This is a genomic window from Rhizobium sp. BT03 (assembly GCF_030053155.1).
Classification (GTDB): domain Bacteria; phylum Pseudomonadota; class Alphaproteobacteria; order Rhizobiales; family Rhizobiaceae; genus Rhizobium.
On the sequence record NZ_CP125640.1, the window covers coordinates 4,115,566 to 4,135,534 of the forward strand.

The window sequence follows — 19,969 nt, forward strand, 5'->3', positions numbered from 1 at the left end:
AACCGGCCCGCAATCCCGCGGCCGATCGTGAACAGGGGGAAGTCATGTCGGACTATACCGATCTGGACAAGAAGCAGGATGTGCACATCCTGCATTCCATGGGCTATGCCCAGGAACTCGAACGACGCATGAGCTCGTTCTCGAACTTCGCCGTCTCATTTTCCATCATCTGCATTCTCTCCGGTGGCATCAACTCGCTGGCGCAGGCAACCTCCGGTGCCGGCGGAGCGGCGATCGGCATCGGCTGGCCGGTGGGATGCTTCATCTCGCTCGTCTTCGCCATCGCCATGGCGCAGATCAGCTCTGCCTATCCGACGGCGGGCGGGCTCTATCACTGGGGCTCGATCCTCGGCAACCGCTTCACCGGCTGGCTGACCGCCTGGTTCAACCTGCTCGGCCTCGTCACCGTGCTCGGCGCCATCAATGTCGGCACCTATTATTTCTTCATGGGTTCGTTCGGCACCACCTATCTCGGGCTGACGGACACGACGACGGTGCGCATCATCTTCCTCGTGATCATCACCGGCGCGCAGGCGCTCGTGAACCACATGGGCATCGGATTGACCGCGAAGCTTACCGACTTTTCGGGGTATCTGATCTTCGCAACGTCGATCGCACTGGCAGCCGTCTGCCTGATTGCGGCACCCTCCTACGAGATTGGCCGCCTCTTCACCTTCGCCAACTATTCCGGCGAAGTCGGCGGCAACGTCTGGCCCTCCACCTCGGGCGCCTGGGTCTTCCTGCTCGGCCTGCTGCTGCCGATCTACACCATCACCGGTTATGACGCCTCGGCGCATACCTCGGAAGAGACGGTTAAGGCCGCAGAATCGGTTCCGCGCGGCATGGTTTCGTCGGTGCTGTGGTCGGCGCTGTTCGGCTATATCATGCTGTGCGCCTTCGTCCTCATGCTGCCGAACATGGACGATGCGGCAAAACAGGGCTGGAACGTGTTCTTCTGGGCGATGGACAGCCAGGTCAACCCCATCGTCAAGGACATCCTCTATCTGGCGATCCTGGTCAGCCAGTGGCTGTGCGGCCTTGCAACCGTCACCTCGGTCTCCCGCATGATCTTCGCCTTCTCGCGTGACGGCGGCCTGCCGGCATCGAAGGCGCTGTCGAAGGTCAGTCCGCAGTACCGCACGCCGGTCGCTGCGATCTGGACCGGCTCGATCCTGTCGGTGCTGTTCGTCTGGGGCTCTTCGCTCGTTACGATCGGCGACACCCCGGTTTATACGATCGTCGTCTCGTGCACCGTCATCTTCCTGTTCTTCTCCTTCGCGATCCCGATCACGCTCGGTCTGTTCGCCTGGGGTACGTCGAAGTGGGACAAGATGGGGCCCTGGAATCTCGGCGAAGGCATGTTCAAGCTCTTTGCCGTGCTCAGCGTCATCGCGATGGTTCTGATCTTCGTTCTCGGCATCCAGCCGCCGAACGAGTGGGCGCTCTATATCACCGTCGGTTTCCTCGTGGTCACGGCGATCGTCTGGTTCGGCTTCGAAAGCCGCCGTTTCAAGGGTCCGCCGATCGGTGCTGAAGTGGCGAAGCGCCAAGCCGAAATCGCGGCGGCCGAAGCGGCTGTCGGCGAAAGCGGCGAACACTAACCATCGAGGCTTCCCTCTCCAATGGCGGGGCCGCATCCTGCGGCCCCATCACCGGTTCAACGAAAAGGCATCAGGCCCGCATCCGGCCGAGCGCATGCGATTTCGTTGCCCCGATTTTCTCAATTCCAATGTCAGGCGGATCAATCATGAGCAGCTACACATTCGACGATCTCAAGAAGGATGTTGCCGAAGGGCGCATCGATACGGTTCTGGCCTGCCAGGTGGACATGCAGGGCCGGCTGATGGGCAAGCGTTTTCAGGCGGAATATTTTGTCGAGAGCGCCTGGAAGGAAACGCATAGCTGCAACTATCTGATCGCCACCGACATGGAGATGGAGACGGTCTCCGGCTACAAGGCGACGAGCTGGGAAAAGGGCTACGGCGACTATACGATGAAGCCGGATCTCGGGACGTTGCGCCGCATTCCCTGGCTTGAGGGCACGGCGCTGGTGCTCTGCGACATGCTCGATCATCACACCCATGAGGAGGTCGCCCATTCGCCGCGCGCGATCCTGAAGAAACAGGTGAAGCGCCTCGAAGACATGGGCATGAAGGCCTATATGGCCTCCGAGCTCGAATTCTTCCTGTTCGACCAGAGCTACGAGGCGGCACATACCGCCGGCTACCGCAACCTGAAGCTCGCCAGCGCCTATAACGAGGACTATCACATCTTCCAGACCACCAAGGAAGAAGAGGTGATGCGGGCGATCCGCACCGGGCTGCAGGGCGCCGGCATTCCGGTCGAAAACTCCAAGGGCGAGGCTTCGGCCGGCCAGGAGGAGATCAATGTGCGTTATGCCGATGCGCTGGCCATGGCCGACCGGCACGCGATCATCAAGAATGGCTGCAAGGAGATCGCCTGGTCGAAGGGCAAGGCCATCACCTTCCTCGCCAAGTGGAATTACAACGCCGCCGGCAGTTCATCGCACATCCACCAGTCGCTCTGGAGCCTGGAGGAGAAGCCGCTGTTCTTCGACCATACCGGCAAATACGGCATGTCGCCGCTGATGCATAATTACGTTGCCGGGCTTCTCGCCCATGCGAGCGAGATCACCTATTTCCTGGCGCCCTACATCAACTCCTATAAGCGCTTCATGGCCGGCACCTTTGCGCCGACCAAGGCGATCTGGAGCAAGGACAACCGCACGGCCGGCTACCGCCTCTGCGGCGAGGAGACCAAGGGCATCCGCATCGAATGCCGCGTCGGCGGCTCCGATCTCAATCCTTATCTTGCCTTTGCCGCGCTGCTTGCCGCCGGCATCGACGGGATCGAGAACAAGCTCGAGCTCGAAGCCCCCTTCGTCGGCGACGCCTATGGCGGCAAGGATATTCGCGAAATTCCGCGCACGCTGCGTGCGGCCACGACCGCAATGACGGAATCGGCAATGCTGCGCAAAGCTTTCGGCGACGATGTGATCGACCATTACACCCGCGCTGCCGAGTGGGAGCAGGAAGAATACGATCGCCGTATCACCGATTGGGAAGTGGCGCGGGGGTTCGAAAGAGCTTAATAGGCATTTTGCGGGTTGCTGCCCCTCACCCTAACCCTCTCCCCGCTCGCGGGGAGAGGGGATATGCCCTGCGAGACGTTGGCGAGGGACGGAGAGGTCGCGGCATAACCCCTTCTCCCCGCGAGCGGGGAGAAGGTGCCGGCAGGCGGATGGGGGGCTATGGCCCTCGACGGAATTTTGATCAATACGAGGACGGAATCGATCATGGCAATGATCCAATGCATTTCACCGATTGACGGGTCGGTCTACGCCGAGCGCGCCGCGCTTTCTCTCGATGCCGCCAAGGATGTGGTGGCGCGAGCCCGCAAGGCGCAGAAGGCCTGGGCGAAACGGCCGCTCGAACAGCGGGTGCAGCTTGTGCTGAAGGGTGCCGCCCGGCTGAACGAGATGTCCGACATCGTCGTGCCGGAGCTTGCCTGGCAGATGGGCCGGCCGGTCAAGTACGGCGGCGAATATAAGGGCTTCAACGAGCGCTCCAATTATGTCGCTTCGATCGCGGCCGATGCGCTGGCACCTCTCGTCGTCGAGGAAAGCGACCGTTTCGAGCGCCGCATCGAGCGAGAAGCCCACGGCGTCGTCTTCGTCGTCGCGCCCTGGAACTATCCCTATATGACGGCGATCAACACGATTGCGCCGGCGCTGATGGCCGGCAATACGGTGGTGCTGAAACATGCCTCGCAGACGTTGCTCGTCGGCGAGCGGCTGGTGCAGGCCTTCGTCGAGGCCGGTGTGCCGGAAGATGTGTTCCAGAACGTCTTCCTCGACCATGAGACGACCTCGGCGCTGATTGCCGCCGGCAGCTTCAATTTCGTCAACTTCACCGGATCGGTAGAAGGCGGGCGATCGATGGAGCGGGCCGCCGCCGGCACCTTCACCGGTCTCGGCCTCGAACTCGGCGGCAAGGATCCGGGTTACGTCATGGAAGACGCCGATCTCGAGGCGGCCGTCGATACGCTGATGGACGGCGCGACCTATAATTCCGGCCAGTGCTGCTGCGGCATCGAGCGCGTCTATGTGCACGAATCCCTTTACGACGCCTTTGTCGAAAAGTCGGTCGCCTGGGTGTCGAACTATAAGCTCGGCAATCCGCTCGATCCCGAAACGTCGCTCGGGCCGATGGCGAACAAGCGCTTCGCCAAGGTGGTGCGCGAGCAGATCGCCGATGCCGTTTCCAGGGGCGCCAAGGCGCTTGTCGACCCGAAGCTTTTTCCACAGGATGACGGCGGCGCCTATCTCGCACCGCAGGTTCTCGTCGATGTCGATCATTCCATGGCCTTCATGCGCGAAGAGACTTTCGGTCCGGCGGTCGGCATCATGAAGGTGAAGAGCGACGAGGAGGCACTCGCCTTGATGAACGACAGCCAGTACGGGCTGACGGCCTCGCTCTGGACCAAAGACGTCGAGCGGGCCGCGCGTCTCGGGCGCGAGATCGAAACCGGCACCGTCTTCATGAACCGCGCTGATTATCTCGATCCGGCGCTCTGCTGGACCGGCGTCAAGGAGACCGGCCGCGGCGGCTCGCTGTCGATCATCGGTTTTCAGAATCTGACGCGTCCGAAATCCTTCCACCTGAAGAAAGTCATCGCATGAGCAGCAACATCACTGCAAACTGGAGCTACCCGACATCGGTCAAGCTCGGCCGGGGCCGGATCAAGGAACTGGCTGACGCCTGCAAGAGCCTCGGCATCAAAAAGCCGCTGCTCGTCACCGACCGCGGCCTCGCCTCGATGGCGATCACCAAGAACGCGCTCGACATCCTCGAAGATGCCGGTCTCGGCCGGGCGATCTTCGCCGATGTCGATCCGAACCCGAACGAGAAGAACCTCGAGGCCGGCGTCAAGGCTTTCAAGGATGGCGGCCATGACGGCGTCGTCGCCTTCGGCGGCGGCTCTGGCCTCGATCTCGGCAAGTGCGTCGCCTTCATGGCCGGCCAGACCCGGCCGGTCTGGGACTTCGAGGATATCGGCGACTGGTGGACGCGTGCGAGCCTCGAGGGCATTGCACCGATCGTCGCCGTGCCGACAACGGCGGGCACCGGCTCGGAAGTCGGCCGCGCCAGCGTCATCACCAACTCCGTCACCCATGTGAAGAAGATCATCTTCCATCCGAAGTTCCTGCCCGGCGTCGTCATCTCCGATCCGGAACTGACCGTCGGCATGCCGAAGATCATCACGGCCGGCACCGGCATGGATGCGTTTGCTCATTGCCTGGAGGCCTATTCCTCGCCCTTCTATCACCCGATGTCGGCAGGCATCGCGCTCGAAGGCATGCGGCTCGTCAAGGAATTCCTGCCGCGCGCCTATCGGGAAGGCACCGATCTCGAAGCCCGGGCCAACATGATGGCCGCGGCCGCCATGGGCGCGGTCGCCTTCCAGAAGGGGCTTGGCGCCATCCACGCGCTGTCGCACCCGATCGGCGCCGTCTACAACACCCATCACGGCATGACCAACGCGGTTGTCATGCCGGCGGTGCTGCGCTTCAACCGCAAGGCGATCGAGGAGAAGATCGGCCGGGCCGCCGCCTATCTCGGCATTTCGGGCGGTTTCGACGGCTTCTACGATTATGTGCTGAAGCTTCGCTCCGATCTCGGCGTGCCGGAGACGCTGACGGCGATGGGAATCGCTGCCGACCGCATCGACGAATTGTCGGCCATGGCGATCGAAGATCCGAGTGCCGGCGGCAACCCGGTTGCCATGACGCTCGAAAACACCAAGGCGCTGTTCAAGGATTGCTTCTGAGTATTTGAGGGTGGACCTGCAGAGCAGCCCGGAAAGCCTTGCTTTCCGGGCTGCTTCTATTTTAGCGGCATTCCCAATTTTAGGGATGTGAAAAATACCGGCTGCAATTTCGGCGGGCGTGTTTGGAATTTGTTAACCATGATTAGAAAGGATGGATTAACCGCACAATGCTCCGATGGTGCGTAAAAGAGCGATTCCGGCTCGCACCATTTCCTTCCGAGGACTGAACATGCCTGTCATCACATTCGCAAATACCAAGGGCGGCGCCGGCAAGACGACCGCTGTTCTCCTGCTCGCGACCGAGCTTGCCCGCAAGGGTTACCGCGTCACCATTCTCGACGCCGATCCGCAGCACTGGATTTCGCGCTGGCACGAGATCTCAGGTCATGTGCCCAATGTTTCGGTGATCGATTTCGTGACCACCGCCTCGCTGCCGCTGCATATCAGCGAGAACAAGCACAATACCGACTATTTCATCGTCGACCTGCCGGGCGCGCGCAATCCGCTGCTTGCCACCGCCGTCGGCCTTTCCGACCATGTGCTGATCCCGATCCAGGGCTGTGCAATGGATGCGCGCGGCGGCGCGCAGGTGCTCGAACTGCTGCAATATCTGGACGAGAAGGCAGGCATCAAGATCGGTCATTCGGTGGTGCTGACCCGCGTCAACTCGATGGTGACGACAAGGGCGCTGCAGCTCGTCAAGTCGCTGCTCAGCGAGCGGCACGTGCCGGTGCTGGATACCGCGATCATCGAGCGCTCCGCCTTCCGCGACATCTTCGACTGTGGCGGCACACTGCACACGATCGATCCCACACGCGTCAGCAATCTCGACAAGGCGCGCGAGAACGCCACCTGTTTCGCCGAGGAAATCATGAGCAAACTGCCGGTCAGGCTGACGGCATCGGCCCGCATGGCGACGGCGGCCTGAACATTCCCAGCATGAAATGGAAAGGCCGCCGGAGCGATCCGGCGGCCTTTTCCGTGTCGTTTGTCACGCCGGCTTCAATCGACGAATTCGACCGTCACTCCCGGCTTGACCATCTTGGCAAGCTCGGTGGCGTCCCAATTGGTCAGGCGGATGCAGCCATGGCTCTGGGTGCGGCCGATCTTGGACGGCTCGGGGGTGCCGTGGATGCCGTAGGTCGGCTTGGAGAGCGCCATCCAGACGGTGCCGACCGGGCCGTTCGGGCCGGGCGGGATGTTGAGGATCTTGTCGTTGGCGCCCTGCTGGAAATTGATCTTCGGATTATAGGTATAGCCGGGATTGAACGCGACGCGCTCGACCGTCACGGTGCCGGACGGCGAGGGCGTATCGGTGGAGCCGATCGATGCCGGATAGGCGGCAATGAGATTGCCGGCGCTATCATAGGCGAAGACCTGCTTGCGGCCCTTGTCGGCGATGATGCGGGCAACCTCGCCGCTCTTCGGCTCACCCGGATTGACGACCTTGATGACGGTGCCGGCAACGCTGAAATCGGCGCCGGGGTTCATCTCCTTGAGGAAGGCCTCATCCATGTGAAAGCGCTCGGCCAGCATTTCGGTGGTCGATGTATAGGCCAGCGACGGCAGCAGCGCCTTATGCGAATAGTCTTCCGGGATCTCTGCGACGTAGGGGCCGGCGGCATCGGCCGGCGTGATCGTGTAGCTGACGACCGGCAGGCCGCCGTTCATGCGCAGCTCTTCCAGAATGGCGTCGGTGTCGTTCGGGTCGAGTTTCGAGCCGGTCATCTGGTCATAGGCATAGATCGATTTGGTGACGTTCGAGCCCATATGGCCGTCGATGACGCCGGGAGAGATGCCGGCGCGATCGAGGAAGACCTGCAGGGCGACGATTTCCGGCTTCGACTTGTTCTTCAGCGTGATGACGGGTTCATCAGGCGCAGCCTTGGGCGCGTCGGCGGGCGGAATCTGCTGGTCCGGATCGATCGAGGCATAATCGTCGCCGGCCTGCGGATTGCCGATGCTGTTGTCCTCGGGATAGGCTTGGCCGTCGAGCGGCTGGCGTTCGATCGCCGCATCGCGCGGGATGCCGCCGGTGACCGCACCGCGCTCGGAATAACGCGTGTCGCCATAAGTGTTGTCGTCGGCATAATAGGGATCGTTGCCGTTCTGGTCTGCACTGATCTCGCTCGGGCCGGGCCGCGGCGGATAATAGCCGCGGGCGCGCATCTCGGTGGCGACGACATTGCCGTAGTCGTCGATCAGCACGCGGTTACCGCTGCGGTCGCGGGCATAGATATAGCCGCGCGGGACATAGTCGAGGATTTCGCCATTCGGCGTCACCAGCACGACATCGCTCTGGCGGCGGTCGCGGAACTGCTGCGCGCTTGCCTGCGGTGCTGCAGCCGCAATGGCCGCCAGCACGGCCGCAAGCGAAAATGCCGACTTCAAAAAGCGATTCACGTCTCACACCTCGAACAGTGACTGGGCCGACACACACCTGCGAATTTTGACGCTAGTGTGGAATTTATGAAAGCGTGCTGAACAAAATATGAAAATCACTAAGATTTCCTTTTACTCATAAACGTTTGCGTCTCGGCGTCAGTTCCGCAAAATCCACGGTTGCGGCAAAAGCGCAAGAGGCGGAAAGCCTCCGATTGACGAAAGACGGCGCAAAACCTAACCCTACGGCCGCCGACAACCTCCTGAGGAGACCCGAGATGATCGAATTTGCCGCTGCAAGCGGGCCGCGCCTGATGCTCGATGAAACCTCGGTGCTGGATATCGGCGGATGCATCGTCGAGGGCGTCGACATCGCGCCGAAGCGCGCCATTCCCGATGATGGCGACCCGCGAATCGATCACTCGCTCGAAGGCTTCCTGTTCACCTGCGGGCCGGACCATATCCGCCATCGCCAACCGATCGCCGGGCGGGCCGACGGCAAGGTCTATCCGCTGCACGGATCGGCCTCCGGCCATGCGGCCAAGGTGCTGTGGACGAAATACGAGAACGGTAATGCCGAATGCCGCGCCGATATCGACATCGTGACCGTCGAGGGACTGCCGCAGCGCATCGAGCGGCTATGGCGGATCGACGGGGCGACCGGCGAGGTGCGGCTCGACGACCGGGTCGTCAATACCAGCGACCGGACGGTGCCGAGCTTCCTGATGTATCACATGAACACCGGCGGCAAATGGCTGGACGAGGGCACGCGGCTGGAGGGGCCGATGCTGGAGCATGGCGGTTTCCCCTGGACATTCGGCGAGGAGCCGGGCGGCATCTTCTGCGTGCCGGCGCCGGCAACGGACGAGGGCCTGGCGGAAATCCGCCTCGGGCCGATCGCCGCGATCGGCGGCAGGACGCTCCGCGTGCGTTTCCGCGCCGATACGCTGCCCTATCTGCAGGTGTGGCGGAACCAGAAGGCGCCGGCTCATATTATCGGCATCGAGCCGGTTTCGCACCGCTGGGTCACGCGCGACGAGCTTCAGGCAGCCGGCGAGTTCAACATGCTGGCACCAGGCGAGAGCCGCAGCTATGCGCTGACCTTCGCCTTCGTGTGAGCGAAGTGTTGTTGACGCTTGCCGGCCTCCCGTCGTAGACCTTCAGCCCACGAGTTTTGAGGAGACAAGACGATGGATATTCGCCAGATCGACGATGAATATTCGGTTTCGGGTCAGATCACCCGCGAGGATCTCGACGAGATCAAGGCGCTGGGGTTCAAATCGATCGTCTGCCACCGCCCCGACCATGAGAGCCCGGACCAGACGTCGTTCTCCGTTATCGAAGCGCGCGCCAAAGAGCTCGGCCTCGAGATCGCCCATGTGCCTGTCGGGCCGATGGGCGTGACCGAGGAAGCGGTGCAGGGCATGGTCGATGCGCTCGACGAATTCCCGCGGCCGATGCTCGGCTATTGCCGCTCCGGCGCCCGCTCGACGGCGATCTACCAGAAGACCCACCATATCCGCAGCTAAGGTCCGTCCGGCTGCCGATTTTCCGGCGCTGCACCGCAGCGCCGCCACCTTCCCATTCACTCAGGAGACTATGATGAGCATTAAGCGTATCGACGTCGGCGCGCGCATGAGCGGCGCCGTCATTCACGGCAACACGGTTTATCTCGCAGGCCAGGTCGGCGAGGGCGAAAGCGTCACCGATCAGTGCAAGTCCGCGCTTGCCGAAGTCGACCGTCTGCTGGCTGCATCGGGCAGCAACAAGTCGAAGATCCTCCAGACCCTCGTCTATCTCTCCGACATCGCTTACTTCGCCGAGATGAACGCCGCCTGGGAAGCTTGGATCGATCCGGCCAATCCGCCGGCCCGCGCCACCAGCGAAGCCAAGCTCGCAGCGCCGAAATATAAGGTCGAGTTCATCGTTACGGCCGCCATCGACTGATCGTCGCCGCAGAATTGCATCAAAGCCGGTAAGTCCGCGATCTCACGGACTTACCGGCTTTTTTGTTTGCGCGATTTCCGAGAGCGTGCGTGTCGGCGTGATCGCCTCGGGATCGAGTTTGACTTCGATGATTGCCGGCTTGCCGCTTGCGCGCGCCCGCTCGAAGGCAGGAGCGAATTCTTCCGTCCGTTCCACCGTCTCGCCATGGCCGCCATAGGCGCGGGCAAGGGCGGCGAAATCAGGGTTGGTCAGGTCGGTGCTGCTGACGCGGCCGGGATATTCGCGCTCCTGATGCATGCGGATCGTGCCGTACATGCCGTTGTTGACGACGATTGCGATGATCGGCAGGCCGTAACGGATGGCGGTGGCAAATTCCTGGCCGTGCATCAGGAAGCAGCCGTCGCCGGCAAAGCAGATGACCTCGCGCTCGGGAAAGAGCCGTTTGGCGGCGACGGCGGCCGGCAGGCCGTATCCCATCGAGCCGGAGGTAGGGGCGGCCTGGGTGTTGAAGCGGCGGAAACGATGGAAGCGGTGCAGCCAGGTGGCGTAGTTGCCGGCGCCGTTGGTGAAGATCGTCTCCGGCCCGGTATTGGCCTCCAGCCATTCCATGATCGGCCCCATATGGACGGCGCCAGGACCTGTCGCCGGCGGCTTCGACCAGGAAAGATAGGCCTGGTGCATGCGCTCGGTGCGCTCCGACCAATGCGGCTCGGCCGGCGCTTCGAGATCGGCGAGTGCGGCGACGAAATCGGCAGGAGCGGCGCAGATGGCGAGATCCGGGCGGTAGACGCGTCCGAGTTCAGAAGGATCGGGATAGACGTGGACCAGCGATTGCTGGGGATAGGGGATATCGATCAGCGTATAGGAGGAGGACGGCATTTCCGACATGCGGCCGCCGAGCAGGATCAGCAGGTCGCTCTCCTTGATCTCCTTGGCCAGAACAGGATTGATGCCGATGCCGACATCGCCGGCATAGGAGGGATGGAGATGGTCGAACAGCATCTGCCGGCGGAAGGAGCAGCCGACCGGCAGTTGGAAACGCTCGGCGAAGATTGCGAAATCGGCGACCGCATCGGCATCCCAGCGCGTGCCGCCAAGGATCACCATCGGCCGCTCGGCCTTCAGCAGTCTGACATAGAGATCGTCGATCTGGCGGCGGCCGGGATGGGCCTCGACGCTGACATAGCGCTTGGCGCGGGGTGCCTCGACCTCGTCGCGCAGCATGTCCTCCGGCAGCGTCAGCACGACGGGGCCGGGGCGGCCGGAGGTGGCGATCGCAAAGGCGCGGGAGACGAATTCGGGAATGCGGGCGGCATCGTCGATCTCGCCCACCCATTTGGCGAATTCGGTGAAGGCGCGGCGGAATTCGACCTCCTGGAAGGCCTCGCGTTCGCGGGCTTCGCGCTGCACCTGGCCGATGAAGAGGATCATCGGGATCGAATCCTGCTTGGCGATGTGCAGGCCGGCGGAGGCGTTGGTGGCGCCGGGGCCGCGGGTGACCATGCAGATGCCGGGTTCGCCGGTCAGCCGGCCCCAGCAATCCGCCATCATTGCCGCCCCGCCCTCCTGGCGGCAGACGAGCACGTCGATCTCGCTGTCGCGCAGCGCATCGAGGACCGCAAGAAAGCTCTCGCCGGGTACGCAGGAGAGGCGTTTGACGCCATTGGCCTTCAGCGCCTCGACAATCAGTTCCCCACCGGTCTTCCTCATGACGATGCCTTCCTCTCGCGCTCGGCGAGTTCCGCCAGAATTTCTTCGGTGTGTTCGCCGAGACGCGGGCTCGGCCTGCTATAATGCAGCGGTGTCTCCGACAGCACCACCGGCGTCCTGACCCCTGGTATGACGGTGCCGGCGGCATCCGCAAGGTCGATGCGCAGACCGCGGACCTCTACCTGCGGGTCGGCGAACATCTCTTCGATCGTGTTGATCGGGCCGGCGGGAACCCCATTCTCCTCGCAGGCCTTCAACAGATCTGCCTTCTGCCATTTCAGCGTCTCGGTGGAGATGAGACGGCGAACCTCGCCGCGATTGGCGACGCGGGCCTTGTTGGTGGCGAAACGCTCCTCGCCGGCGACCGCATCGAGGCCGAGGATGGCGCAGAGGCGGCGGAACTGGCCGTCATTTCCGACCGCGAGGATGAGATAACCGCCCGCCGCCGGCACGACCTCATAGGGCGAGATATTCGGATGGGCATTGCCGAGGCGGGTGGGTGCGGCGCCGGAGACCAGGTAATTCATGTTCTGATTGGCGAGCACGGCCGATTGCACATCGAGCAGCGCCATGTCGACGAGTTGGCCTTCGCCCGATTTGAGCGCGTGGATCAGGGCGGCCTCGATCGCCGAGACGGCATAGATGCCGGTGAAGATGTCGGCGATGGCAACGCCCGCCTTCATCGGCTGGCCGTCCGGCTCGCCGGTGATCGACATGAAACCGGACATGCCCTGGACGATGTAATCATAGCCGGCGAGGCTGGCATAGGGACCGGTCTGGCCGAAGCCGGTGATCGAGCAATAGACGAGCTTGGGGTTCACCTTGCGCAAGCTGTCGTAATCGAGCCCGTACTTGACGAGGCCGCCGAGCTTGAAATTCTCGATCACCACATCGGCAGTGGCAACCAGCCGGCGGACGAGATCCTGGCCTTCAGGGCTCTTCAGATCGGCGGTGACGGAGCGTTTGCCGCGATTGGCGGCGTGGTAATAGGCGGCCGAGAGGTTTTCGCCGTCGGCGCCTTCGACGAAGGGCGGGCCCCATTGGCGCGTATCGTCGCCGCCGTCGGGGTTTTCGACCTTGATGACGTCGGCGCCGAGATCGGCGAGCATCTGGCCCGCCCAAGGGCCGGCCAGCACGCGGGCAAGCTCGATCACCCGGATGCCTGCAAGCGGCGGCCTTTTCGTGGTCTGCGTCATATTCCCTCGTCGGTTCTTACGGCGCCAGCGTCGCCTCAGATGTATCGGATACAGGCTTTGAAGCAAAGCGGCGCTCGCGCCAGAGGATGTACAAGCCCGATGCCATGATGATGGCGATGCCGAGCCATTTGACCGCATCCGGAAAGTCGCCGAAAACCAGCCAGGCAAAGATCGTCGCCGAGACGATTTCGAAATATTGCAGCGGCGCCAGCGTCGAGGCGGGTGCGGCGCGAAAGGCATAGACGCCGAAGATGCCTGCAATTGCGGCCATGGCGCCGACGCCGGCGACGTAGAACCAGGCGCTGCCTTCGGGCATGACGGGATCGAAGAGATCGGAACCGCTTCCTTCGCCTGCAAAAAGCAGGATGGTGCAGAAGAGGAGGCCCCAGATGCCCATCTGGAACTGCATCGCCCAGGGATCCTCCCGGTGCGACAGGACGCGGGTCATCAGCACGAAGGTCGCGATGCAGAGGGCGCTGAGGACGGGCAGAAGGGCGATATAGCCGACCTCCTGAAAACTCGGCTGAATGATCAGCATCGCCCCGAAGAAGCCGACGCCGCAGGCGGTATAACGCCGCCAGCCGATCGTCTCCTTGAGGAAAACGCCGCCGAGGATCGTCACCATGATCGGCTCGACAAAGAAGATGGCAATCGCGTCGGCGACTGCCATGTATTTCAGCGTGGTGACGAAAGAGATCATCGAGACGGTGATGATCAAGCCGCGGATGGCATGGAACAGGCTCTGGCGCCAGGAGAAACCGGCAAAGCTGCGCCGCCATATCACGATCGGCAGCATGCACAGCGCCTGCACGGCGAAGCGGCCGGCCGTGACCTCGGCGGAGGGGACGGTGACGACGGCGAGCTTGGCAAAGATATCGATCAGCGGCGAGAACATCACCGAAAGGAACATCAGCGCGAGCCCTGTTGTTACCTCGGAGGCTGAGGAAACGGGGCGGGCGGAGGTGCTGCTCATGATGGAATCTCTCTGGTTCAGGATCTTGCCGTTTGGAATCTGGCGACGGCCTCGTCGCACCAGTCCGCGAAGGCGGCGGTTGCAGCATCCGCGCCGATCTCGTTCAGCGTTTCGTGCCGCATGTCCTGATATATCTCAGTGCTGATACGAGAGAAGCCGCAGGCTTTCAAATGGTTTGACAGCCAGAGCACGGCTTTTCCGCGCTCCGTCGCCGGGTCTTCTCCGCCGCCGACAAGGTGGATCGGCAGGTCGAGGGGCAGCCGATCCAGATGGAGCTTCTGCGGCGCGCGAAACGTCAGTTCGAAGACATCGAGCCAGAGCGAGACCGAGGCGTCGAAGCCGCAGAGCGGATCGGCGATATATTTGTCGACTTCATCGGGACGGCGCGACAGCCAGTCGAACTCGGTGCGGTGGGCGGGGATCGATTTGCCCCAGGCGGCGAAGGTGAGTTTCGGCAGCAGGCCGCTCGGCACGTCGGAGCCCTTCAGCATGCGTTCGGCAAGCAGGATCGCCTGGGCGGCGCGGCCGGCGAGGCCGACGGCAAAATTCGAATTCCAGACGGCGACGGCGTCGAAATCGGAAGGCGCCGTGACCGCGGCATTGAGGGCGATCAGGCCCCCCATCGAATGGCCGAAGAGGATCACCGGCAGGCCGGGATGGCGCATGGCCGCGTGGGCGCGCATGGCAAGGACGTCGCCGATCACTTTTTCGACGCCGTCCCGCCGGGCGAAGCGGCCGATCGGCGCGTCGGGCGCCGTCGTCTCGCCGTGGCCGCGGTGATCATGGGCGTAGACGTGATAGCCGCGCGCCGCCATCGCCTCGGCAAAAGCGCGATAGCGCTTCGAATGTTCGGCGAGACCGTGCGATATCAACAGGATGCCGCGTGCCGGGCCGGCGGCCTCGGCATGGTGATAGGCGAGCGACACCCCCGGCGCGGCGAGCCTTTGCGTTTCAGAAAACATCTGGATCCTCCCTGCCGCAACAGACCAGATCGCCGCCCAAAAGCAACATCGGTTCCCGACTTATCCGATAACAAATTGCGTTCCTGCTGCGATTCAGGGTTGCGGGCTTTTAATCTTCGTGCTTATTTGTTCCTGTATTGTTCTTTTTTGGGGGTTGAAATGAGCAGCATGCAGTTGCGTAGCGCGGCGTTCGCCGTATCGATGGTTCTTGCCGGCGGCGCGTTCGCGCAGGAGGGCAGTGGGGCAACCCGCTTTATTCTGTCGGCAAGCTGGCAGCCGGCCTTTTGCCAGACAAACCAGAAGAAGGCCGAATGTGCGAGCCAGACCGGTGAGCGCCCCGACGCGACGAATTTTTCGTTGCACGGGCTTTGGCCGATGCGACAGAACTATTGCGGCGTGAGCGCCGAGCAGAAGGCCGCCGACAAGGATGGCAAGTGGAGCACATTGCCGGCGGTCACGCTTTCGGCCGAGACGCAGGCGGCGCTGGCAAAGGCGATGCCCGGCACGCAATCCGGCCTGGAACGGCATGAATGGGTCAAGCACGGCACCTGCACGAAAATGAGCGCCGAAGATTATTTCGGTGTCGGCGTGCATCTCGTCGGCGCGCTCAACACCTCGGCCGTGCGCGATCTCTTTGCCGCCAATATCGGCAAGCCTGTTAAGGCCGAGGCGATCAAGGCGGCTTTCGACAAGAGTTTTGGGCCGGGTGCCGGCGACCGCGTCAAGATGAGCTGCCGGCGGGCCGGCAATGTCAAGATGATCAGCGGATTGACGATCGGGCTTTCGGAGGCCGCCGGGGCGGCGTCGGCGAAAGGCACCGGGCTTGGCGATCTGATCCAGGGCGCGGGAAAAACGACGTTCGGCTGCGACGAGGGCGTCGTCGACGCTGCGGGCTTCTGACCGGAAATCCTGCGTAAACCGGGTTTCGGCGTTGCCCGCAGGCGCTGTTTCGCCTACATAGCGGCACGAAATGAAGTTTCCCGCCCGGAGCAGCGCAGCATGGCACGTCAGTTCATCTATCATATGTCCGGCCTCAACAAGGCCTATGGCAACAAGAAGATCCTGGAGAACATCCACCTTTCCTTCTACCCGGATGCCAAGATCGGTATCCTCGGGCCAAACGGCGCCGGTAAATCCACTGTGCTGCGCATCATCGCCGGCCAGGACAAGGAGTATACCGGCGAAGCCTGGCTCGCCGAGGGTGCCACGGTCGGCTATCTCGAACAGGAGCCGCACATCGATCCCAACAAGACGGTGTTCGAAAACGTCATGGAGGGCGTCGCCTCGAAGACGGCGGTGCTCGAGCGCTACAATGAGTTGATGATGAACTATTCCGACGAGACGGCGGAAGAGGGAGCCAAGCTTCAGGATATCATCGACAGCCAGAACCTCTGGGATCTGGAAAGCCAGGTCGAGATGGCCATGGAAGCCCTGCGCTGCCCGCCGCGCGACGCCGATGTCACCAGCCTTTCCGGCGGTGAGCGCCGCCGTATCGCGCTCTGCCGCCTGCTGCTTTCGCAGCCGGACCTGCTGCTGCTCGACGAACCGACCAACCATCTCGACGCCGAGACCATCGCCTGGCTCGAAAAGCATCTGCGCGACTATCCCGGTGCCGTGATGATGATCACCCACGATCGCTACTTCCTGGATAACGTCACCGGCTGGATCCTCGAACTCGACCGCGGCCGCGGCATTCCCTACGAAGGCAATTACTCGGCCTACCTGCTCGCCAAGGCCAAGCGCATGCAGCAGGAAAACCGGGAAGAGGCCGGCCGACAGAAGGCGATCAGCCGCGAGCAGGAATGGATCGCCTCCAGCCCGAAGGCCCGTCAGGCCAAATCCAAGGCGCGTATCAAGTCCTACGAACAGCTGGTGGAGGCGGCCGAAAAGCAGCGTCCCGGCGACGCCCAGATCATCATCCCGGTCAGCGAGCGCCTCGGCCAGGTGGTGATCGAGATGGAAGGCATCACCAAGGGCTTCGAGGGCCGCACGCTGATCAACGACCTGTCGATCAAGCTGCCGCCGGGCGGCATCGTCGGTATCATCGGCCCGAACGGCGCCGGTAAGACGACGCTGTTCCGCATGATCACCGGCCAGGAAAAGCCGGACGCGGGATCGATTCGTATCGGTGAGACCGTCCATCTCGGTTATGTCGACCAGAGCCGCGATGCGCTGGACGGCAGCAAGACCGTCTGGGAGGAAATCTCGGGCGGCGCCGAAGTCATCAAGCTCGGCAAGTTCGACATGAACTCCCGCGCCTATTGCGGCGCCTTCAACTTCAAGGGCGGCGATCAGCAGCAGAAGGTCGGCAACCTCTCGGGCGGCCAGCGCAACCGCGTTCACCTTGCCAAGATGCTAAAGGCCGGCGGCAACGTTCTGCTGCTCGACGAACCGACCAACGACCTCGATACGGAAACCCTGGGTGCGCTCGAAAGCGCGCTTGAGGCGTTTGCCGGATGCGCCATCATCATCAGCCACGATCGCATGTTCCTCGACCGCCTGGCGACGCACATCCTGGCTTTCGAAGGCGAAGGCCATGTCGAATGGTTCGAAGGCAACTTCGAGGATTATGAGCAGGACAAGGTCCGCCGTCTTGGCCCCGATGCCCTCAACCCGGGCAGCCAGGCCCATAAGCGCCTGACACGCTGATCGCCGCCGTTTCTGCCGTCGAGAAACCCCGGTTCCTACCGGGGTTTTTTACGTTTGCCCTGTCGCAATTTGAGCAGGCAATTTCGCTCGCGTGCGAATTGCCGCTTGTCACCGTCATCCAAATCACATAAAGATATCTTTATATCTTGATTGGATCGAAGATGAGCGAACCCTTGAAGCTTGGACTGGATGCGCTGGTGGACGTCATGAAGGCGGCCGGCGAGCCCACGCGTCTGCGTCTTCTGGCGCTTCTCGACGGCGGCGATCTGACGGTGACCGATCTTACCGAAATTCTCGGTCAATCCCAGCCCCGCATATCCCGCCACCTGAAGCTGCTCGGCGAGGCCGAACTGATCGAACGCTACCAGGAAGGCGCCTGGGCCTATTTCCGCCTCAAGCAGGACGGCAAGGCGGCGATGCTGGTGCGGGCATTGCTGAAGCATGTCTCCGAGAACGATCCGACCGTGCTTCGCGACGGCGAGCGGCTGTCGCAGGTCAAGCGCCAGAGGGCCGAGCGGGCACAGGCCTATTTCAGCCGCAACGCGGCTGAGTGGGACGAGCTTCGCCGCCTGCACGCGGCCGACGAAGAGGTCGATGCCGCCGTCATCCGGCTGCTCGGCAGCCAGCCGATCGATTCGCTGCTCGACCTCGGCACCGGCACCGGCCGCATCCTCGAGCTTCTTTCCGGGCTTTACCGCCGGGCGATCGGTGTCGATGCCAGCCGCGACATGCTGAGCGTGGCGCGCGCCAATCTCGACAAGTCCCGCATCACCAAAGCCACCGTGCGCCACGCCGATATCCTGAACCTGCCGTTCGAGGGCCAGGATTTCGACCTGGTGACGATCCATCAGGTGCTGCATTTCTTCGACCAGCCAGAGATTGCGATCACGGAAGCGGCGCGCATGCTGCGGCCGGGCGGCCGGCTCGTGGTCATCGATCTTGCGCCGCACGCGCTCGAATATCTTCGCGACGAGCATGCGCATGTCCGTCTCGGTTTCTCGCACCAGGCGATATCCGACTGGCTGCACAGGGCCGGGCTCGACGTCGAGCAGGTCGTCGATCTTCATCCGGGTCAGCAAAGCGGGCAGGGGTTGACGGTCACCGTCTGGCTCGCGCGCGATCCGAGGCGCCTGATGGCTTCGAAACTAAGCGAAGGCGCCGAACCTACATTTGCCGGGAGAGTATGACATGGCTTTGAATAACGAGGCACGCGGCCGCAACATCGGGATCTCCTTCGAATTCTTCCCGCCGAAATCGGAGGAGATGGAAGGTCAGCTCTGGGATACGGTCAGCAAGCTGCAGGACTGGGACCCGGATTTCGTCTCGGTGACCTATGGCGCCGGCGGCACCACCAAGGCGCCGACGCTGACCGCCGTCACGCGTTTCCTGTCGCAGACGCCGCTCGCCACCGCTTCGCACCTGACCTGCGTCGGTGCGACGAAGGAAGAGACGCACCAGATGATCGAGACGTTCCGCAAAGTCGGCGTCACGCATTTCGTGGCGCTGCGCGGCGATGCGCCCGGCGGCGCCGGCGCGCCCTACCAGCCGCATCCCGGCGGTTATGCCAATGCGGCCGAGCTGGTGGCCGGCCTCAAGGCGGTCGGTGATTTCGAGATTTCGGTTTCCGCCTATCCGGAAAAGCACCCGGAAAGCCGTGACACGGCCGCCGATATCGACATGCTGAAGCGCAAGGCCGATAACGGCGCCGACCGGGCGCTGACACAGTTCTTCTTCGACAACGACAATTTCGAGCGCTACCTGGAGAAGGTGCGCGCTGCCGGGGTCTCGATCCCCGTCGTGCCCGGTATCATGCCGATCCAGAACCTGACGCAGTTGAAGCGTTTCGCCGGCGCCTGCGGCACGATCATCCCGGCCTTTCTCGATGAGCGCTTCGCCGGCTTCGACGACAAGCCCGAGGAGCGGGCGAAGGTTGCAGCCGATGTCGCCGCCGAACAGATCGAGGATCTCGTCCGGCGCGGCATCAATGAGTTCCATCTCTACACGATGAACCGCGCGCCGCTGGTTTCCGCCGTGCTCGACAATCTCGGCTTTTCCCGCCGGGCGGCAAAAAGTGCGGGCGCGGCCGCCTGATCTATACTTGAAAAGGTGAAAAAGCGCATGTCGGGCGGGACATGCGCTTTTTCATTGGCGGATTGATCAGGGGAGTTCAGGTACTACCAGTCATTCCGTTTTCGTCGGCCAGCTCAGATGAAGAGCATGGACAAGACGAAAGCAAACGCTGCACTGACCAACAGAACATTCAAGGATTGCGTGAGTCCCATGTCTGTCTCCTCGCGTTA

At 62.6% G+C, this 19,969-nt stretch carries 17 protein-coding genes; 12 read left to right on the top strand and 5 right to left on the bottom strand.

Annotated elements, in window-relative coordinates:
* Window positions 1-44 precede the first annotated feature (44 nt).
* The 5 genes from QMO80_RS20010 (at window position 45) to QMO80_RS20030 (ending at window position 6,778) form a co-directional block, all read left to right on the top strand.
* Window positions 45-1,601 (top strand): amino acid permease, encoded by a 1,557-nt coding sequence (locus tag QMO80_RS20010; RefSeq protein ID WP_283198044.1) that lies wholly within the window; start codon window positions 45-47, stop codon window positions 1,599-1,601.
* Window positions 1,602-1,747: 146 nt separating this feature from the next.
* Entirely contained in the window at window positions 1,748-3,112 is a 1,365-nt protein-coding gene (locus tag QMO80_RS20015) for a glutamine synthetase family protein (protein WP_283198045.1), read from the top strand.
* A gap of 204 nt (window positions 3,113-3,316) precedes the next feature.
* The gene (locus tag QMO80_RS20020; protein WP_283198046.1) at window positions 3,317-4,702 is read left to right on the top strand and encodes an aldehyde dehydrogenase family protein; all 1,386 of its coding nucleotides are present in this window, start codon (window positions 3,317-3,319) and stop codon (window positions 4,700-4,702) included.
* Entirely contained in the window at window positions 4,699-5,850 is a 1,152-nt protein-coding gene (locus QMO80_RS20025; RefSeq protein ID WP_283198047.1) for an iron-containing alcohol dehydrogenase, read from the top strand. The genes QMO80_RS20020 and QMO80_RS20025 overlap by 4 nt, the downstream gene beginning before the upstream one ends.
* Before the next feature lie 229 nt (window positions 5,851-6,079).
* Window positions 6,080-6,778 (top strand): ParA family protein, encoded by a 699-nt coding sequence (locus tag QMO80_RS20030; RefSeq protein ID WP_283198048.1) that lies wholly within the window; start codon window positions 6,080-6,082, stop codon window positions 6,776-6,778.
* A gap of 74 nt (window positions 6,779-6,852) precedes the next feature.
* Here QMO80_RS20030 and QMO80_RS20035 read toward each other — a convergent pair whose 3' ends face one another.
* Window positions 6,853-8,253: a L,D-transpeptidase gene (locus QMO80_RS20035; protein ID WP_283198049.1), complete on the bottom strand. Its 1,401-nt coding sequence runs from the start codon at window positions 8,251-8,253 to the stop codon at window positions 6,853-6,855.
* A gap of 257 nt (window positions 8,254-8,510) precedes the next feature.
* Here QMO80_RS20035 and QMO80_RS20040 point away from each other — a divergent pair, with 257 nt between their 5' ends.
* The 3 genes from QMO80_RS20040 (at window position 8,511) to QMO80_RS20050 (ending at window position 10,179) form a co-directional block, all read left to right on the top strand.
* Complete coding sequence (locus QMO80_RS20040; RefSeq protein ID WP_283198050.1) at window positions 8,511-9,350, top strand: DUF4432 family protein; 840 nt, start codon at window positions 8,511-8,513, stop codon at window positions 9,348-9,350.
* Between the two features lie 72 nt (window positions 9,351-9,422).
* The gene (locus QMO80_RS20045; protein ID WP_283198051.1) at window positions 9,423-9,761 is read left to right on the top strand and encodes a TIGR01244 family sulfur transferase; all 339 of its coding nucleotides are present in this window, start codon (window positions 9,423-9,425) and stop codon (window positions 9,759-9,761) included.
* A gap of 73 nt (window positions 9,762-9,834) precedes the next feature.
* The gene (locus QMO80_RS20050; RefSeq protein ID WP_088939601.1) at window positions 9,835-10,179 is read left to right on the top strand and encodes a RidA family protein; all 345 of its coding nucleotides are present in this window, start codon (window positions 9,835-9,837) and stop codon (window positions 10,177-10,179) included.
* 42 nt (window positions 10,180-10,221) lie between these two features.
* Here QMO80_RS20050 and QMO80_RS20055 read toward each other — a convergent pair whose 3' ends face one another.
* From QMO80_RS20055 to QMO80_RS20070, 4 genes are read right to left on the bottom strand one after another with little or no spacing between them, the layout of a single operon-like run.
* Window positions 10,222-11,889, bottom strand: a complete 1,668-nt coding sequence (locus tag QMO80_RS20055; protein ID WP_283198052.1) for a thiamine pyrophosphate-binding protein — start codon at window positions 11,887-11,889, stop codon at window positions 10,222-10,224.
* On the bottom strand, window positions 11,886-13,085 hold the full coding sequence (locus QMO80_RS20060) for a CaiB/BaiF CoA-transferase family protein (RefSeq protein ID WP_283198053.1): 1,200 nt from the start codon (window positions 13,083-13,085) through the stop codon (window positions 11,886-11,888). The genes QMO80_RS20055 and QMO80_RS20060 overlap by 4 nt, the downstream gene beginning before the upstream one ends.
* Window positions 13,086-13,101: 16 nt before the next feature.
* Window positions 13,102-14,058, bottom strand: a complete 957-nt coding sequence (locus QMO80_RS20065) for a DMT family transporter (protein WP_283198054.1) — start codon at window positions 14,056-14,058, stop codon at window positions 13,102-13,104.
* 17 nt (window positions 14,059-14,075) lie between these two features.
* The gene (locus QMO80_RS20070; RefSeq protein WP_283198055.1) at window positions 14,076-15,020 is read right to left on the bottom strand and encodes an alpha/beta fold hydrolase; all 945 of its coding nucleotides are present in this window, start codon (window positions 15,018-15,020) and stop codon (window positions 14,076-14,078) included.
* A 159-nt stretch (window positions 15,021-15,179) separates the two neighbouring features.
* On the opposite strand from QMO80_RS20070, the gene QMO80_RS20075 reads away from it, so the two are divergent.
* From QMO80_RS20075 to metF, 4 genes are all read left to right on the top strand, one after another.
* The gene (locus tag QMO80_RS20075) at window positions 15,180-15,920 is read left to right on the top strand and encodes a ribonuclease (RefSeq protein WP_283200239.1); all 741 of its coding nucleotides are present in this window, start codon (window positions 15,180-15,182) and stop codon (window positions 15,918-15,920) included.
* Between the two features lie 99 nt (window positions 15,921-16,019).
* Window positions 16,020-17,669 (top strand): energy-dependent translational throttle protein EttA, encoded by a 1,650-nt coding sequence (gene ettA, locus QMO80_RS20080; RefSeq protein ID WP_283198056.1) that lies wholly within the window; start codon window positions 16,020-16,022, stop codon window positions 17,667-17,669.
* Window positions 17,670-17,830: 161 nt separating this feature from the next.
* Entirely contained in the window at window positions 17,831-18,856 is a 1,026-nt protein-coding gene (locus QMO80_RS20085) for a metalloregulator ArsR/SmtB family transcription factor (protein ID WP_283198057.1), read from the top strand.
* A 1-nt stretch (window position 18,857) separates the two neighbouring features.
* The gene (metF, locus tag QMO80_RS20090) at window positions 18,858-19,760 is read left to right on the top strand and encodes a methylenetetrahydrofolate reductase [NAD(P)H] (RefSeq protein ID WP_003593331.1); all 903 of its coding nucleotides are present in this window, start codon (window positions 18,858-18,860) and stop codon (window positions 19,758-19,760) included.
* Window positions 19,761-19,969 lie beyond the last annotated feature (209 nt).

Excerpts from the sequence above, each read along its gene's own strand:
- QMO80_RS20010 (WP_283198044.1), top strand. The coding sequence starts at position 45 with ATGTCGGACTATACCGATCTGGACAAGAAGCAGGATGTGCACATCCTG.
- QMO80_RS20055 (WP_283198052.1), bottom strand. The coding sequence starts at position 11,889 with ATGAGGAAGACCGGTGGGGAACTGATTGTCGAGGCGCTGAAGGCCAAT.
- QMO80_RS20075 (WP_283200239.1), top strand. The coding sequence starts at position 15,180 with ATGAGCAGCATGCAGTTGCGTAGCGCGGCGTTCGCCGTATCGATGGTT.
- QMO80_RS20050 (WP_088939601.1), top strand. The coding sequence starts at position 9,835 with ATGAGCATTAAGCGTATCGACGTCGGCGCGCGCATGAGCGGCGCCGTC.
- QMO80_RS20065 (WP_283198054.1), bottom strand. The coding sequence starts at position 14,058 with ATGAGCAGCACCTCCGCCCGCCCCGTTTCCTCAGCCTCCGAGGTAACA.
- QMO80_RS20040 (WP_283198050.1), top strand. The coding sequence starts at position 8,511 with ATGATCGAATTTGCCGCTGCAAGCGGGCCGCGCCTGATGCTCGATGAA.
- QMO80_RS20020 (WP_283198046.1), top strand. The coding sequence starts at position 3,317 with ATGGCAATGATCCAATGCATTTCACCGATTGACGGGTCGGTCTACGCC.
- QMO80_RS20060 (WP_283198053.1), bottom strand. The coding sequence starts at position 13,085 with ATGACGCAGACCACGAAAAGGCCGCCGCTTGCAGGCATCCGGGTGATC.
- ettA (WP_283198056.1), top strand. The coding sequence starts at position 16,020 with ATGGCACGTCAGTTCATCTATCATATGTCCGGCCTCAACAAGGCCTAT.
- QMO80_RS20045 (WP_283198051.1), top strand. The coding sequence starts at position 9,423 with ATGGATATTCGCCAGATCGACGATGAATATTCGGTTTCGGGTCAGATC.
- metF (WP_003593331.1), top strand. The coding sequence starts at position 18,858 with ATGGCTTTGAATAACGAGGCACGCGGCCGCAACATCGGGATCTCCTTC.
- QMO80_RS20070 (WP_283198055.1), bottom strand. The coding sequence starts at position 15,020 with ATGTTTTCTGAAACGCAAAGGCTCGCCGCGCCGGGGGTGTCGCTCGCC.
- QMO80_RS20025 (WP_283198047.1), top strand. The coding sequence starts at position 4,699 with ATGAGCAGCAACATCACTGCAAACTGGAGCTACCCGACATCGGTCAAG.
- QMO80_RS20085 (WP_283198057.1), top strand. The coding sequence starts at position 17,831 with ATGAGCGAACCCTTGAAGCTTGGACTGGATGCGCTGGTGGACGTCATG.
- QMO80_RS20030 (WP_283198048.1), top strand. The coding sequence starts at position 6,080 with ATGCCTGTCATCACATTCGCAAATACCAAGGGCGGCGCCGGCAAGACG.
- QMO80_RS20015 (WP_283198045.1), top strand. The coding sequence starts at position 1,748 with ATGAGCAGCTACACATTCGACGATCTCAAGAAGGATGTTGCCGAAGGG.